At 64.4% G+C, this 13,659-nt stretch carries 23 protein-coding genes and 1 tRNA gene; 11 read left to right on the top strand and 13 right to left on the bottom strand.

Annotation, left to right across the window (positions count from 1 at the left end):
• Nucleotides 1–277: 277 nt before the first annotated feature.
• Nucleotides 278–556, top strand: a complete 279-nt coding sequence (locus MKK67_RS11475; RefSeq protein ID WP_243964543.1) for a hypothetical protein — start codon at nucleotides 278–280, stop codon at nucleotides 554–556.
• Here the strand turns inward: MKK67_RS11475 and MKK67_RS11470 are convergent.
• The 8 genes from MKK67_RS11470 to MKK67_RS11435 form a co-directional block, all read right to left on the bottom strand.
• On the bottom strand, nucleotides 533–1,102 hold the full coding sequence (locus MKK67_RS11470; RefSeq protein WP_243964542.1) for a hypothetical protein: 570 nt from the start codon (nucleotides 1,100–1,102) through the stop codon (nucleotides 533–535). The genes MKK67_RS11475 and MKK67_RS11470 overlap by 24 nt on opposite strands.
• Entirely contained in the window at nucleotides 1,099–2,682 is a 1,584-nt protein-coding gene (locus MKK67_RS11465) for a glycosyltransferase family 4 protein (RefSeq protein WP_243964541.1), read from the bottom strand. The genes MKK67_RS11470 and MKK67_RS11465 overlap by 4 nt, the downstream gene beginning before the upstream one ends.
• Before the next feature lie 3 nt (nucleotides 2,683–2,685).
• Entirely contained in the window at nucleotides 2,686–3,687 is a 1,002-nt protein-coding gene (locus MKK67_RS11460; protein WP_243964540.1) for a Hint domain-containing protein, read from the bottom strand.
• Nucleotides 3,688–3,926: 239 nt separating this feature from the next.
• Nucleotides 3,927–4,058, bottom strand: coding sequence for a hypothetical protein (locus MKK67_RS32610; RefSeq protein WP_279601586.1), 132 nt, complete (start codon nucleotides 4,056–4,058; stop codon nucleotides 3,927–3,929).
• 570 nt (nucleotides 4,059–4,628) lie between these two features.
• Entirely contained in the window at nucleotides 4,629–4,889 is a 261-nt protein-coding gene (locus MKK67_RS11450; protein WP_243964539.1) for a hypothetical protein, read from the bottom strand.
• 113 nt (nucleotides 4,890–5,002) lie between these two features.
• Nucleotides 5,003–5,545 (bottom strand): hypothetical protein, encoded by a 543-nt coding sequence (locus MKK67_RS11445; RefSeq protein WP_243964538.1) that lies wholly within the window; start codon nucleotides 5,543–5,545, stop codon nucleotides 5,003–5,005.
• 105 nt (nucleotides 5,546–5,650) lie between these two features.
• Nucleotides 5,651–5,935 (bottom strand): hypothetical protein, encoded by a 285-nt coding sequence (locus MKK67_RS11440; RefSeq protein WP_243964537.1) that lies wholly within the window; start codon nucleotides 5,933–5,935, stop codon nucleotides 5,651–5,653.
• Nucleotides 5,936–6,031: 96 nt separating this feature from the next.
• Nucleotides 6,032–6,328: a hypothetical protein gene (locus MKK67_RS11435; RefSeq protein WP_243964536.1), complete on the bottom strand. Its 297-nt coding sequence runs from the start codon at nucleotides 6,326–6,328 to the stop codon at nucleotides 6,032–6,034.
• Between the two features lie 108 nt (nucleotides 6,329–6,436).
• Between MKK67_RS11435 and MKK67_RS11430 the strand changes: the two genes are divergently transcribed.
• Genes MKK67_RS11430 through MKK67_RS11420 form a run of 3 tightly spaced genes read left to right on the top strand, consistent with a single transcriptional unit; the run spans nucleotide 6,437 to nucleotide 7,244 of the window.
• Nucleotides 6,437–6,682 (top strand): hypothetical protein, encoded by a 246-nt coding sequence (locus MKK67_RS11430; protein ID WP_243964535.1) that lies wholly within the window; start codon nucleotides 6,437–6,439, stop codon nucleotides 6,680–6,682.
• Nucleotides 6,679–6,987 carry a hypothetical protein gene (locus MKK67_RS11425; protein WP_243964534.1) on the top strand — a complete coding sequence of 103 codons (309 nt, stop codon included), beginning with the start codon at nucleotides 6,679–6,681 and terminating at the stop codon, nucleotides 6,985–6,987. Before MKK67_RS11430 ends, MKK67_RS11425 begins: the two co-directional genes overlap by 4 nt.
• The gene (locus tag MKK67_RS11420) at nucleotides 6,984–7,244 is read left to right on the top strand and encodes a hypothetical protein (RefSeq protein ID WP_243964533.1); all 261 of its coding nucleotides are present in this window, start codon (nucleotides 6,984–6,986) and stop codon (nucleotides 7,242–7,244) included. The genes MKK67_RS11425 and MKK67_RS11420 overlap by 4 nt, the downstream gene beginning before the upstream one ends.
• Nucleotides 7,245–7,253: 9 nt before the next feature.
• Here the strand turns inward: MKK67_RS11420 and MKK67_RS11415 are convergent.
• Nucleotides 7,254–7,329, bottom strand: a tRNA-Cys gene (locus tag MKK67_RS11415).
• A 257-nt stretch (nucleotides 7,330–7,586) separates the two neighbouring features.
• Here MKK67_RS11415 and MKK67_RS11410 point away from each other — a divergent pair.
• The 5 genes from MKK67_RS11410 (at nucleotide 7,587) to MKK67_RS11390 (ending at nucleotide 10,452) form a co-directional block, all read left to right on the top strand.
• Nucleotides 7,587–7,817: a hypothetical protein gene (locus MKK67_RS11410; RefSeq protein WP_243964532.1), complete on the top strand. Its 231-nt coding sequence runs from the start codon at nucleotides 7,587–7,589 to the stop codon at nucleotides 7,815–7,817.
• Nucleotides 7,818–8,310: 493 nt separating this feature from the next.
• The gene (locus MKK67_RS11405) at nucleotides 8,311–8,460 is read left to right on the top strand and encodes a hypothetical protein (protein WP_243945138.1); all 150 of its coding nucleotides are present in this window, start codon (nucleotides 8,311–8,313) and stop codon (nucleotides 8,458–8,460) included.
• 291 nt (nucleotides 8,461–8,751) lie between these two features.
• Nucleotides 8,752–8,892, top strand: coding sequence for a hypothetical protein (locus MKK67_RS32900; protein WP_409568393.1), 141 nt, complete (start codon nucleotides 8,752–8,754; stop codon nucleotides 8,890–8,892).
• Nucleotides 8,893–9,177: 285 nt separating this feature from the next.
• Nucleotides 9,178–9,558, top strand: a complete 381-nt coding sequence (locus MKK67_RS11395; RefSeq protein WP_243964531.1) for a hypothetical protein — start codon at nucleotides 9,178–9,180, stop codon at nucleotides 9,556–9,558.
• A 729-nt stretch (nucleotides 9,559–10,287) separates the two neighbouring features.
• Nucleotides 10,288–10,452, top strand: coding sequence for a Flp family type IVb pilin (locus tag MKK67_RS11390; protein WP_243964530.1), 165 nt, complete (start codon nucleotides 10,288–10,290; stop codon nucleotides 10,450–10,452).
• Nucleotides 10,453–10,549: 97 nt separating this feature from the next.
• Here MKK67_RS11390 and MKK67_RS11385 read toward each other — a convergent pair whose 3' ends face one another.
• Nucleotides 10,550–10,738 (bottom strand): hypothetical protein, encoded by a 189-nt coding sequence (locus MKK67_RS11385; protein WP_243964529.1) that lies wholly within the window; start codon nucleotides 10,736–10,738, stop codon nucleotides 10,550–10,552.
• Nucleotides 10,739–12,106: 1,368 nt separating this feature from the next.
• On the opposite strand from MKK67_RS11385, the gene MKK67_RS11380 reads away from it, so the two are divergent.
• Nucleotides 12,107–12,250 carry a hypothetical protein gene (locus MKK67_RS11380; RefSeq protein WP_243961028.1) on the top strand — a complete coding sequence of 48 codons (144 nt, stop codon included), beginning with the start codon at nucleotides 12,107–12,109 and terminating at the stop codon, nucleotides 12,248–12,250.
• 123 nt (nucleotides 12,251–12,373) lie between these two features.
• On the opposite strand, the gene MKK67_RS11375 is transcribed toward MKK67_RS11380, so the two are convergent.
• Entirely contained in the window at nucleotides 12,374–12,550 is a 177-nt protein-coding gene (locus tag MKK67_RS11375) for a hypothetical protein (RefSeq protein WP_167367844.1), read from the bottom strand.
• Nucleotides 12,551–12,755: 205 nt separating this feature from the next.
• Between MKK67_RS11375 and MKK67_RS11370 the strand changes: the two genes are divergently transcribed.
• Nucleotides 12,756–13,004: a hypothetical protein gene (locus tag MKK67_RS11370; RefSeq protein ID WP_243964528.1), complete on the top strand. Its 249-nt coding sequence runs from the start codon at nucleotides 12,756–12,758 to the stop codon at nucleotides 13,002–13,004.
• A gap of 9 nt (nucleotides 13,005–13,013) precedes the next feature.
• Here MKK67_RS11370 and MKK67_RS11365 read toward each other — a convergent pair whose 3' ends face one another.
• Entirely contained in the window at nucleotides 13,014–13,307 is a 294-nt protein-coding gene (locus MKK67_RS11365; RefSeq protein WP_243964527.1) for a hypothetical protein, read from the bottom strand.
• An 83-nt stretch (nucleotides 13,308–13,390) separates the two neighbouring features.
• On the bottom strand, nucleotides 13,391–13,657 hold the full coding sequence (locus tag MKK67_RS11360; protein ID WP_243964525.1) for a hypothetical protein: 267 nt from the start codon (nucleotides 13,655–13,657) through the stop codon (nucleotides 13,391–13,393).
• Nucleotides 13,658–13,659: the final 2 nt, after the last annotated feature.

Genomic DNA, 13,659 nt, shown 5'->3' with positions numbered 1-13,659 from the left:
GCGTCCGGTCCACAAGGCAAAGCCTCATCATCGCGGGAATTGGCGTTCCCGCTTGACGCCTGGGGGCGTCTCGTGGCTTGTGGGGATTGGAAACCGGCCCCCACAGGCCACTTAGATTTTCGACGGGCTCCTCGTTTGGCGACGGGGGGCCCGTTGGCTTTTCAGGGGTCGACTTGCGGCGGCGGTGTCTCCTGATGGTCCCGGCGACTCGCCAGAAGGCGCCTCAGCCGGAACGGTCCATGTCGGCTGGGCGGCACGGTTAAGTCAACGTCAGGGGATGATCAGCGCGACCATGCACGCCGGACCTTCGACCCTCGCGGACCTGCGCAAGGCAGGTATCATCACAAGCCAAGAGATTGTGGCGGCCATCGACCTCTACCTTCGAAATTCGGCGGCTGGCCCCTACCGTTTCGCTAGTGGGCACAGCATCGACATCGCTGCCCTTGTGAACGCCACGCCAGCTTTCGGTGCGGTAGACCGCTCAGGGCCGCAGGAGAAGGCGTTCCGGACCGTGCTGGCGGCGGCGGTCATGTCAGCGCATCCGATCGCGCCGTAACCTGCCGATTACCCCTCCAAAGACGCCCCCGGCCCGGTGAGGTAGAACGTGCCGCGGTCGTGCTCGTCGATCCCTACTAGCCAGCCTTCTGTGACCCGCTTCAGCATCCGATAGCTGTCGGCCACGACGTCGCTCGCCCGCACGAACCCCGGGGCCCGGGTCAAGCTCAATGACCACGATATCCATGCCGATGCGGTCGCCGCACTGCATCAGGCCGAACCCGTTGCGGCGCGTCTGGGAGGCCGCGGCGCGCCGGACCAGCCGAGCCTTCTTGTGCTTGAGCGCGCCGTGCTTGAGCGAGGCGGCCGCGTCGCGCAGCACCCGGTAACTGTCCGAGACGCCGGCCAGCATGTCCCGGAACGTATCGTCGGTAGCGAGGCCGGACATGCGATGATCGCCCGCCTCCACACCGGTTGCGTGGAGGATCCCGGCCAGCGTGTCGAGGCTCAGGATCGCGTTGACGATCGCCCGCATGTCGTCGGGGTCGGTCAGCGCAGCAACCATGTTCGGATGTGCGACCTCGGCGAGGAAGGCTTCGGGTGTCACGAGGCTCCATCCTCAACGGCTGGACCGGGCAGCCGCAGCACTGCCCGCATCAGCGCATCCACCCGCCCCTCGCTGAACCGCTCGGCCATGTAGGCCAGCCCGGCCTCGCTGCAGGCTCGGTTCAGCCCCTCGTCCTCGTGCAGCGTCGCGATCGATCGCACCAAGCCCGCAGGCGTGTCCGCGACCAGCTCTGCGAGCGGCGCAGGCAGATCCAGCCCCTCGGCCGCCGCCGGCGTGCACACGCACGGCACCCCCGCCGCGAGGCTGTCGAGCACCTTGCCCTTCACCCCTGCCCCGTAGGCCAGAGGCGCCACTGTCAGCCGTACCTGGTCGAACACGGACGCGAGGTCAGCCACGTACCCAACGGCCTCAACACCCGGCCGGGACGCTGCCTGAGCCCGTAGGCTTTCAGGCATGCCGCTCCCCACCAGCAGGCACGGGATCGCCGGCTCGATCGATACGATGGGCATCACGGCCTCGATCAGGAGCCGGGCCGCGTCGACGTTGGGCCGGTGCGCGTAGCCGCCGATGAAAGCCAGCCCACGCCGGTCGGCGAACGGCACCGCGGTCGGGCGTGACGCCACCGCCCAAGGCACGACGTGCACACACTCTGGTGGGACGTGCCGGCGCAACAGCGCGGCCTCGACGGTCGAGTGCGTGATCACCGCGTCTGCCGCCCGCGCCGCGGTCAGCTCCAGGAACCGCAGGTGCTCGGCGTAAGCCGCGAGATCGGCCCGGTCCTCGACCTCGGCCTGCCGGGCGGTACGCAGGTGGTGCAGGTCGGCAACGCTGTAGATCAGGCGCGCACCCCGCTGCGTATCGCGCACGAGCTGGCTGTAGCGCCCAGCGGTATCGACCCGGTGCAGGTACACGAGCGCGAAGGCTCCGGCGTTCCAGCGCAGCACCTCCTCGACCGTGGCGTACCAGGGGTGCAGGCAGCAGGTGATGCCTTCCGCTTCCAAGGCGGCGCCGTTAGCCCAGAGATCGGCCGGCACGAACGTCACCGCGTAGCCGAGCCGCTGCAGCGAGCGCATATGCGACAGGATCGCGTTCGAGCCGGCGTCGCGACCCGCGTCCGGCATCACGGTGTCGACGACGAGTGCGCGCGGCTGATTTTGGCTGGCGGCCAGCGATCCGTGCTGCCCAGCGCGAGCCCGGCGTAGCACCTGAGCTTGGTCCATCAGGAAGGCGAGGCGTCGGTCCGCCTCAGCGTCGTCGACGGGCTCGGCCAGAGCGTGCGCCAGCCGCGCCTGCAGGTCATTGTCGAACGCCGTGATCGGGTCCAGGGCCCGGGGGGAGCCTGGGACCACCGCACCGTCCCCCTCACGTCGGACAGCCACCGTGCATCGGGCCAACGCCGGCAGCGCGCCGTCGGGGAAGGCGAAATCGAAGCCGTGCCGGCCGTGACCAATACCCTCCCGCACGAGGTCGTCACGGGGTCGGTCAGCGAGGCAACGACCCACCACCCGTCCGTCGACCGAAACGAATAGGCTGACGGGGGTGTCGGGCGCAGTGGTATCCTGCGCCCAACCGATCATCTGCCGGCGGGACAGCCAGTCGACGTGCCCGCGTAGCGCCATGGATCAGGCGGCTGCGGCGATCGCGGTCTCAAGCCGCAGCGTGCCGACCACGGCACCGTCGGCCGAGCGACGGACCTCGACCATGTGAGCGGCCTCGAGCGTCAGCGGCTGCAGCAGCTCCAGGTCGAAGGCGTGGCAGCCGTCGCCGATGCCGGCAGCCTCGAGGTCAGCCCGGTAGGTCTCCGCACAGGCCAGAGCGACCACGGCGCCGTCGACGACGATGTCGAGGCAGACCGGGCCATCCGGATGGGCGAGGTCCTGGGCCCAGCCAGAGACGCGCAGGCCGTCGCACAGGTCGAGGTGGCCGAGTAGCTCGCCGAACACCCGGGCAGGTGCCACCGGCAGGCCAGCGCGCAGGGCGAGGCGACGGCGCACGGCCTCCAGGGCATAGCCGTCCTTGACCCGCTCGGCGCAGTAGACTGCCGCGACCGGCCATGCCGGCTGGTTCGGGTATAGGGCGCCGTAGCTGGCAGCGTTGTGGAAGATGGCTCGGCCGTGATCGTCGACGAAGCTCTCGGCTGGCGCACCCTCGGCCAGCAGCACGTCGTGGCTGTCGAGTTCGATGTGCCAGTAGGTGAGGCTCTCGACGCGATCGGCCTTCACGATGGTGGCGCCGTTGACGAGGTGCTCGGCCGGGATGAGCACGCCATCGAGGTAGAGCGCGTGATCGGGCGAAACCCACAGGTCGCGGCTCGGCACGCCGTCGGCGAGCGCTCCAGCCTTCACGCACACGGGCAGGACAGTAGGGTTCGTATTGGCGAAGCGGCCAATATAGCTGCGGTTGCCGATCCAGCGGATCGGGCGGTGCTGGCCCGAGGCGGTCACGACCACGTCGCCGATTGCAAGGGCCTCAACGGCGACCTCGCCGCGGTCGGTGAGGATGCGAGTGCCGGTGCAGTAGCACGGGGCGTTGTTGGCTGGCGGCGCAGCAGCAACTAGGCTTACCCGCGCGCTGCCGTCGCCCGTGCTGATCCCTGCCCCATCGCGGGTCTCTGCGGCATTCACTCTGCCAGCTGCGGCTAAGTATGAGGTTCCGCCGCCCCCACCGTAACCGCCATATATGTTTGCATTGGCACTGCCATCGTAAGAGTTGCCGCCTGCTCCGCCAGTGTTTCCGCCACCGCCGCCGCCAGCACCGTAGTAGAAGCCGCCGCCGCCGCCGCCGCCAAAGCCACCATTACTGTTACCTATGAGTAGGTTCTGACCGCCTGTATAGCTTGGGCCCGTCAAGCCGCCGCTAGCGGTCAGACTGCTTCCACCACCGCTTGTGGCACCTGCTCCACCACCGCCGCCGCCGCCAGGAAAGATAGTGCTTTCGCTAGTGCCCGCAGCACCGCCGACGCCGAGAATGCCTCCCACAGGGTTGGCTTGAGCATTCAGACCGTTGGATGTCGACTGGTTGCTGAAATTCGCTCCCCCGCCGCCGCCGCCGCCCGCAATTAGGAGAGTGGAATAGGGTGTTCCGGCTCCGGAATTAGCCAGAAACGCCGTGAAACCGCCACCGCCGCCACCCTCTTGGCCTTGGCTGCCAACACCACCGACGATGATCTGAAGCTGCTGGCCCTGCACGAAGTTGAAGGTAGCGCCGACCTGCGCGCCGCTGCCGCCGGTAGAGGCAGCACTGGCCCCGCCGCCAGCTCCGAACCCTGACAGGTCATAGGTACCGCTCAACGGCACGGTGTAATTCTGGATAGCGCCAGTGAAATTGAACGTGATCGGGTTCATGGCGTGCCCTGCAGCCGGTGGCCACCGGCGATCTAATCTCTGCCGCCAGCCTGATGCGTCCGAGGGTACCGCGTCGAGAGCAGTTGCAATCACAAATTGCCCAGCTCAAACCAAAAACTGTTTTTGGATCGGCGCCGTGCTGTCTCCGCAACAGAAACGTCGCGTGCCTGATCAGTATAGAACCAGACATATATAAAGAGAGGGAACAGCGGGGATTAGGTTCACGCCTGCTCCAGCAGTTCGACGAGGAAGGATCCGGCGGCCGCCACGACGTTCCCGCGGCCGCCCCAGCGCAGAGGCTCTACCTCGATCAGCGTCGTCACCTCTGGCAGCACGGCCTCGGGCGCCTCGGCCTCTCGGTCCTGATCGTTGCCGCGCAGCCATGTGACTTGGCTACCGGTGTGGTTCTCGGGCGCCGCCAGCGAAGGCTCAGCGTCCCCGCCATCCTCGTCGTCGGCATCCCCGTCCATGCGGTCGAGCACGGCGATGATACGGTCCGCGGCGTCGAGGGCATAGGTGGCTGAGAAGCGGATACGCGACCGGCGCCACTTGAGTGACCGCCGGTCGCCCCCGCCGCAGGGAGGGATCAGAGAGTTCAGGCTGCCGCAGAGGCTTCGACCTGCGCCCATTCAGGGAGGCGGCTAGGACGAGCGAGCAACGCTGTTTCACGGCCCTCGAACCCGGGCTCGTCGCCGAAACCGAGAAAGCCGGCCGGCAGGGTCGTCCCCGTCAGGAGGACGAGGGCGCGGGCGGCGCGAGCATACTCACGGTCGCTGTCACCGCGGAACTGCATCCTGCCCTCGGCATCGATCGCCATGGCGAGCGCCAGGGTCGCCAGCCCATCACGGGTGATCGGTGTGGGCGCCTCGACCACCGACGACACGAGGCGACGCAGCCGGATCTCGACCTTGAGGGCAGCGCGATAGCGCAGAGTGCTGTGGTCGTCCTCCTGCTCGAAGATCGGACGCACGTCCTGCGCCTCAACGTAAGCCACCAGCAGGGCGGCGCGGGTGTCGGACTGGGGTGCGACCGGGGTTCGACGGACCCGCGTCAGGGCGGCGCTCAGCGCGGCGGTACGCTCGGCGAGCGAGATGCGCAGGGACGGGGTGGGGCGAGCGGTGGCGAAGGCATGAGACATCGATCGAACTCCTGTGCAGGTTCGTGAAGGGCAGAGACGGGGGGTGAAAGGGGTCGAGGGCTCAGGGCACCGTGAGGCAGCCGACCCGCTCGGGTGCGGGTCGGTTCAGAGCAGGGAGGCGAGGCCGGTCAGCACCATGCCGCCGCCGATGATGAAGGCCGCGGCCAGCAGCTCGCCGGCCGTGTCGAGGAAGCGGAGGCTGCGGCTGTGCGCGGTGTCCGGGCGGACCGGGGTCACGGCCTGCCAGGGCTCGATCACGCCCAGGACCGGCTCGTTCGGCAGGTTGAGGAAGCGGCCGTCGACCGGGATCCGTCGGCGCGTGGCTACGGGGGCGGCGGTGCTTCGGACCGGGGCGGGCTGGCTGAAATCGGGGATGCGGGCGTGCGTCATCGTTCGGGCTCCTGATGGGGCTCGTGGCAGTGGGTCGGCTGTGGCGAAGGGGAGGTGCGCCGCGGTGGTGCGGGTCAGGTCGGCGCGGTCAGGGGGTCAGTGCGCGGCCATGTGGCGGGCCATCTTGGCGGCGCGCCACGCGGCGGTGAGGCAGACCGACATGGCCTCGCCCCAGGTGCAGCCGAACCGCTCCTGATGGGCGCGGGCGGCAGAGGCGGCGGCCGACATGATGGCCCCGCGATCGAACTGGCCGGCCGCGAACAGCGGGCGGCGCGTGGTGCGCACCGTCATGTCGATGCGGGCCTTCGCAGACAGGAGGCCGGTGGGGATGGCCGGGCGGCTATCGCGGCCAGCGCGGTCGATGGTGGTCCAGGAGACGGGGCGGTGGGACATGGGGTGCAGTCCACGTTGCAGCGGTTGCGACCGCCGATGGACTTGTTATAATACCCATGCCTTGGTGCAGTCAACAGGGCATTGTGTATAAAACCAATTGAGGGTGTGATGTTGTCGACCGGCAATCAGCTTCGAGCGGCTCGCGGGCTCGTCGCTATGGATCAGGTCACGTTGGCCGAGCGGTCGAAGGTAAGCGCCAACACCATCCGAGCGATGGAGGGTAAGGGTGCGAACACGCTGACCAGCGGACTTGATACGGTGCGGGCAGTTCAATCCGCCCTTGAAGCGGCAGGCGTCGAGTTCCTGAACCACGGGCGGCCTGGCGTGCGCCTGAAGGGCGAGGATCAGACGTGACCCCTTCTCACGAACGATTGTCCGAGGTCCTGCGCCTTTGCACCGTGCTCTCGGATCGTGCGCTCGACGCGCTGATCACGGGGGGGGCTGTGCCTGCGGAGCAGACCATTGCACTGGCGAAGGCTGCACGCCTTCTGCAGGATCTTGATGTGGAGTGGCCGCCGCTGCTGACCCACGTGATGCACGAGCTCGCGGACAAGGATGGTCGGTCGGTGCCAGAGCCAGCGGCAGAGCCATCAGACGGCGTTGACCTGCAAGGCTTGACCCGCTTCTTCGCCGGTTTCCGCACCAAGGAACAACAGTGACCTACACCGTGGAGCAACTGGCGCTTGGCAGCTACGACGTGCTGCTCGACGGAGCGCTGATCGCCAGCCTCGTCCGGAATGTCCACCGGGATGGACCGACAGACACGTGGGTGGTCGAGCTGCTCGACGAGGTCCCAGCGATCAAGCGGCCCGAGCCGTTCACGAACCAGCGGCACATCTTCAAATCGCGTCCGGCCGCGCTGGAATGGCTCGGCATCCCGCAGGCCCCTGCAGAGAATGTTGGGCTGGCACCATGAAGGGTACGGTGGAGGCCGGGGCCCGGAGTCGAACCGGACGTGCGGAGCTTTGCAGGCTCCTGGCTGGACACTCACCCACCTGGCCATCGCCTTTTGACCATGACGCCTGTGCAGCCTCAAGGTCGCGCGATGAGGGATCCTCAGATGGCTGCTAAGAAGCTTAGCGAGCTCCTACCGACCATGACCCCCGGCCTGGAATTCATCCCCGAGAACGGCGGCGGGGCCGGGATCCGGTTCCGGGAGCGGAAGGGGTAGGCATTGGAGCGAGCAGGCCGTACCACCGAGCACCTGAGGGCGACGGGCTACCTGAAATAGCCCACCCACATGCGGAGTATGTAGGCCGTGAAGCACATCTACACCTTCGCCGAGGTCGACGGTTCGCGGCTGGCGGCCACCGCAGACCGTGACGGAGCGAACCTGCCTGGCAGCCCGCAGCTGTGGCGGCGCTTGGACAAGCTTGATGTCGAGGAGATGATCGGTAGCTCCGGCATCACTACGATGGGCAACGCCGAGGAGATCCTACGCGACGTGCAGGACCACGGCCTCTATCTCACCCCAAGCCAATCGGTCTGACCTATGCTCGCCAGCCAGCGCTACGTGCGACACTACGAGGATCCAGAAAGCGCGAACTGATACCCTTGCTGAGCACTTGATTACCAAAGGCGGCCTCGCACGAGGCTGATGTCCGTTGGCAAGCACGGAGTGGCCAGATGCGAGCCATCCTCATTGCTGCGGTAGTAGCGATCGCGATTGTCACCGTCTTGGTCCTCGGTGGACTGACGGGTCGCGGCATCGGCTGATCTTTGATTCCTGTGGCCTGGCGATCACGCAAATTCTGAATTGACGAAACCTTAACTTTTGCCGCTAGCGACCGATCCCGGTCTATGGGCAACGATGGATGCGCTTCTGCGGGCCTCCTTCGATGCCGCTCCCTCTGTACGACCGCCTGCATCGCTACATCGTGGTAGCATTGCTGTGCGGCGGCCTGGCGATGATGGGAGCGGTCTGGATGTGGGACGCAATGTGATGAGCCAGCACAACAGTCAGGGCCGATAGGGCAGCTGAGGTGAAGTCGCCGATCACGACGGGCTTAGGCGTCTTCATCGTGGCTGCGGTTTCCTCGAACGTGCTGGACCAGCTCGGAGTCGAGAATGCTCCATTATTGGTTGTGGCGGCTGGGCTCATAGCTATCGGCGCCGTCATGATGCTCAAATGACGCCATCTGGCGCCCTTTAGAAAAGGCGCCAAAGGCGTGACGGTCGAAGCCGAACTCAGGCGCTCTATGTCGTCTACATGCCTACGCTCGGTCTCACGCTCCCACTCCGCATCTGCATCCTTGACGACGCGGCTTGCGTCGAGGATGCCAATGGTCGGCGTACCGGCTTCGTCGCTTGGTCAGATGGTGGTGATGACGCAGGCGATGAACCGTTCACGCGCGCCGAGGCCATTGAGCAGGTCCGTCTGATCGCAAGCGCCTGGGCTGCCGCTTTGGTTAGCGGAGGCACTCTTGATACCGGCCCCTCCCCCGAAGCTGGTGCTGCAGCTGCCGAGCCTTCGCCGGAAGGTTGAAGCCGCCCTCGAAGCCGTCGGCGTCATCTTCATTGAGGAGAACGGCGAGGGGCCGGGCGTGCGGCTACGGAAATCCTGAGGCCCCGCTGTGGCCCGTGAACCACGCGAATTTTGAATTAGCGCAGGGTCAGGTTTTGGACCTAGCGGCCCAACTCAGTTCTCAGGCATCAAAGAGCCGAACTTGGTAGGCGACTGACAATGACCATCGAGCTTTACGATCGCTTTCACCGGTACATCGTGATCGCTCTGGTAAGCGGCGGAAGCGCGATGATGGCGGCCGCCTGGCTCTGGGATGGGCTATGACGGACTGGCTCACTGGCCAGGGCTACGTGAGGCACCGTGAGGATCCTAAGGGAGCGAACTAATGGGATCCCACGTAAGTCGAGTCAACAAAAATAAAGTTATAGCAAGCGATGTAATTATTGCCAAATCTTATGACGACGTTCTCATCGAACTGCCGTCTGTATTTGATAGGCCAATCAAGTTTTTTATAGAGTACGATGCGAAAGAACCGACCTACACTGAATACGAAGATAAAGATTTTGAAAATCTATATGTGAAAGTTGTTACAAAACTCAGGGAGGGCCCGCTAGTATTCGATGCAACCGGCACAGTTGGAGATATCAAGCTGAATTCGCCTTATGGCGGATCAGTGTATTTCAACTATGTCGTAAACTTTGTTGGAAAACTTGACGATTTCGTCTATATTCTGACGTATAATATTGTGCGGGTCGAGAATGAATAAGAAGGCGGCACCAACCCTAGGCGCCGCTGGGAGTGCGGGCCATTCTGAGCGCATCCCGAACGTTCGAGGCGCTAATTCAACAGCTCGCAGAGCGCTTGCGATTACATCCCAGTATGGGGGTAAGGGGCCTCCGGGTCCGCCCTCCATACCGTCGGATCCGACGGACGATCGTGCTAAATTAGTCGAAAACGAGCGCTGGAAGTACTTGGCTACGTGGCTGAACACGATGGCTGCGGGAACCATCGTGGTAGGAGTTCTTACTCCGGTCTTTCATGTGTTATCTGAAGGAGTTGATAAATCGCCACCCATTGATGTGCTGACCGTCGGGGGCTACTTTTGCATCGTACTGGCCATCGCCGTTGTGTTCCATGTGGGAGCACTCGGGGCCCTCGGAAACCTCAGGCCATGACGATCAGCGCTGTGAATTTTGTCGTCTTTGCCGTTCCAGCATTCTTGGCTGTCTCAGGCCTGGTCGTTGCTGCTGCCTCGATCCTTGTCATCCGTTCTGGACGCCCCAAGCCGACTGCGATCTCGGCGGATGCGGAGCCGGTTCGGCAACGCGCCTAAGCCAAGCTAAGCCTCCCGCCATGCGCACAGCCCTCGCCGCCCTCGCCTTCGTCGTCGCTGCCGGCGAGAGCTGAAGCGCCAGGATCAATGTCTCTTCACAAGCCGTAAACGGGCCAGCGCTATCACGGGACTGTGAGCCTTGAGCGGCGCAGGATCCCAGTGATGCCTAAGGTGCTGCAGCGGTTCCTCCGCGACGAGACCGGCGCCACCGCGATCGAGTACGGCATGATCGCGGCCCTGATCGCCGTCGTCATCATCGGCTCGCTCAGGCTCGTAGGTTCGCGGCTCGGCGCCAAGTTCAGCGCGATTGCCGGCAACTTGAACTGATCCGAGTCGAGGGACTGGGGTAGGCAACTAGCCTGGAACGCCCCTTCCGCTCGGCCCCGCTCCGATCTGCTCATGGGGCGGGGCGGAAGTCTGCCGATCAAAAGCGGCGCATGTAATCGCCGAGTTCGAGGCTCATCCCCGCTTGGAAACCGATGTGCCATGCCCGAACTTCATCAGTTCGCATGCCGGCTTCCTGATGCCCCCGGGCCACAATGATCCCGACCTGCTCGATCCGGCGCACGACGCCCTCAACGCTGCCCGTCTCCGGGCTGAGCGTCTTGATCATCTCGCTCGTTGCAAGCCGACCAGCTTTTTCGCCTCGCGCGATGGGTGCTAGCGGCTTGCTATGCGGCGGCATAGATCTCGATTGCCTCACCGGTGTGAGCCGATACGCAACTTGGCTCGGGGGTAGGATGGCCGACGGCGGTTACCGAGGCGTGATGGTTTGCGAACTTAAGCGTCCCAAGCCGGGATTAGGCATGAAAAAGCCCGCGCCGGCGAACCGGGCGGGCTGAGTTCAGGGTCGCTCGGTGCGTTACGCCGAGCGACTGTCGCGACCGTACCAGAGTCGCGAGCACAGGAAAGGCCGTCGTGATGACAGATCGGGCGGCCTGAATGAGTTGAGAGACTAGAACTACTTCCCGCTTGTCGCGGCGTAGCTGCCAGTCGTCCCGTTGCCGCCGCTGCTTCCGGCCGGTGCACCAGGGGTGGTGTTCCGGACGAAGCTAGCCCCGGGGTACTTCCGCTGTGTCCGCATCATCGAGCGTTGGCGCATGCGGTGACGCCTCATCCGAACATTGGTCAGCATATTGGAAGGCGAACTGACGCCAGCTACGGGGCCAGCCGGCACAGCTGAGGCGGGAAGAGCCAGACCGGCAAAGCCACAACCAGCAAGCGCGGCGAGAACAAACAGTCGCATGGAGTTCCTCCTTGCCTCAGCGCAGGAGGATCGCGTCGGCCTACAAGGAAGCGCTGAAGGCGGCTTCCAGTTCAGTAGCCGCGTTCACCCACGACATCGTCCGATGCAGTTCCGCACTGCGTCCATTGCCCCCCCCTCGGGCGGACAGCGTGGCGATGCAGAAATTTATAGATGCAAACACGACAGACCTCGTCGGCTCGTGATTGCATGAGAAATTATGACTGCGCTAATCATACAATTCTAATTGTTGATCGCCTGCTTGTCCGTCAGGATCGGTCATGTCCTGTATTTAGTGGCTAGACGTATAACGATGAATACAACCCGCGAATAAAAGCGATACACCCAGGGCGTGTGCTGATATGCCTAATCGTCGTGCTAAGCTCCGGGTCGAAGCTACTATCGAAGGCCGTGTCGCATTCCCGGGGATCGATGCCGAGGTACGCTGCATCGTGACAAACCACTCGCCCGCAGGCGCATGCCTCGTCTTCACGCCCGGGCTAGCAGTACCCCGCTACTTCGACCTTGCGATTGGCCAAGAGCCGGTTTCGTCGGGTGTTCGTGTGATCTGGCGTCGCGAGGACTCGGTGGGCGTGGCCTATGCTGCCCCACGGGTGGGGGTACCGGACGTCATTCCGGGCTAGCTTGAAGCTTCACAGTCTAGCCGTTTTCGAAGCGCCTCCTGAGGGGAATGGCGGGGGCGGCCCGCCGGGTATCACGCCGCTTGGAGTACCCCGCGTGTTGAACACCCTGTTGGCTCTATTGGCCGTCGTCGTCGTCATGGCCGCTCACGGCGTGGCCAAGCTGGTGCTGCTGCCGTTCCGGGCATTGCGCGGCCTGTTCCGACACAGTGCCAAGCCGGTGCAGGTCACGGCCCGCTAACCAGATCCCGGCACCCTACGCGGACGCCGGTGAGATAGACGACCTCCCCCGCCAGCCCGTGATCAGATCGGGCGGCGGGCCGAGCCGGAGATCAGGAACGTCTCAAGCGCGATGGTCGCGGTTTCAGTGCTCGGTCCCCGGCATGTTCTGCCGTGGCGCGCCGCCGTGATCCTTGATGAGGTTGGAGCGTTCCGGATCGCCCTTCAAGTTAGCGACCTGCTTGCGTGCGGCCAATGCGAGAAAGCCGACGCCGCCGATCGTGCCCAGCGCTAGAAATAACAGAGAGATACCGCTGCCCATGGGGGAGGCCTTTCGTTGAAGAAACCGCCGAAGGAAGGGTGACGGAGAGCATTATGCTACAAGCCAAACTGTGCCTGGAGTCATAGGTTGCAGTTTTAGAAGATATTATGGGCGCGACGTCTTTTCTTAACAAATTTAGGGAGGAGCCACGTGGGCTCAAACTATGTTGATCTAGACAGCAATTGCCGCGGCGCGGAGTTTTATCGTGTACAATCCCATCTTTTCATCGGTATTGCTGGCGATCGAGTCTCAGCGCGTGATCGAGTTACGCATGGTCCGCCTCGCCTCGGGCGGCCGCGAGGGCCGGGCCGAGATGCAATCGATGGTCGTCGAGAAGGTGCACGCCGCCGGCGAGGCCATGACGACGCTGATGCTCGGTGGCTCGCCCGAAGCTGTCATCGCCCGCTACCACGAGCACGTCGCCTTCAACACCACGCGGCTGTCGGCGGCCTAGCACGAAGCGTCAGTCACGCCCCGCTTCGGCGCTCGCACGCTCGACGACAGCCCGCAAGGCTGCGCTGCCTTCCATCACGAACCAGGCGCGCGACATGCTGGTGGTTTCAGGCGTGTCGTCCGATCGCTCGCGGAACAGATCGGCGTAGCGGGCCAACTCGCGCTCCATGAACAGGTCGAGGTAGGAGGCTCCCCTGGTTCGCGCGAGGTCGACGAGGGCGTCACTGACAACGCGCTGCATCATCTCCCCGACCATGGCCGAGACGTACACCGCTTCGGCGCTGCCCTGTTCGGGGTCGCTCATGCTTTGCCCTTATCGCGCTTGTTCCAGTGCGCCCCCCTTCAGAACCCACGGGGGGGCTCCTATCTCGTTATCCGCGAACCCGCTCAAGCCGCCTTCAGGTTCCGTCTCAGCCAGCGCGTTGCCTCCTCCAGGCTCAGAAAAGTCGGAGCCCTCTTCCCTTGCAACCGGCCGAAGCCAACCTCGAAGAACCAGCTTCCAACATCATCGTGCTCCGGCTCGGCGAGGCGGACCAAAACCGCTGTAAGTAGGCCATTGGCGATCACCAGCATGCCGTCCCGATCCGGGCTGCCCGTGTCGACTGCGATCGGTTGAAGCACGACCAACGTCTCGACGTTGCCCTGTTTGGACATCC

This window comes from Methylobacterium sp. J-072 (assembly GCF_022829425.1).
Classification (GTDB): Bacteria; Pseudomonadota; Alphaproteobacteria; order Rhizobiales; family Beijerinckiaceae; genus Methylobacterium.
The sequence above is the reverse complement of the archived record's forward strand: the minus strand, read 5'-3'. Positions and strand labels throughout refer to the sequence as shown.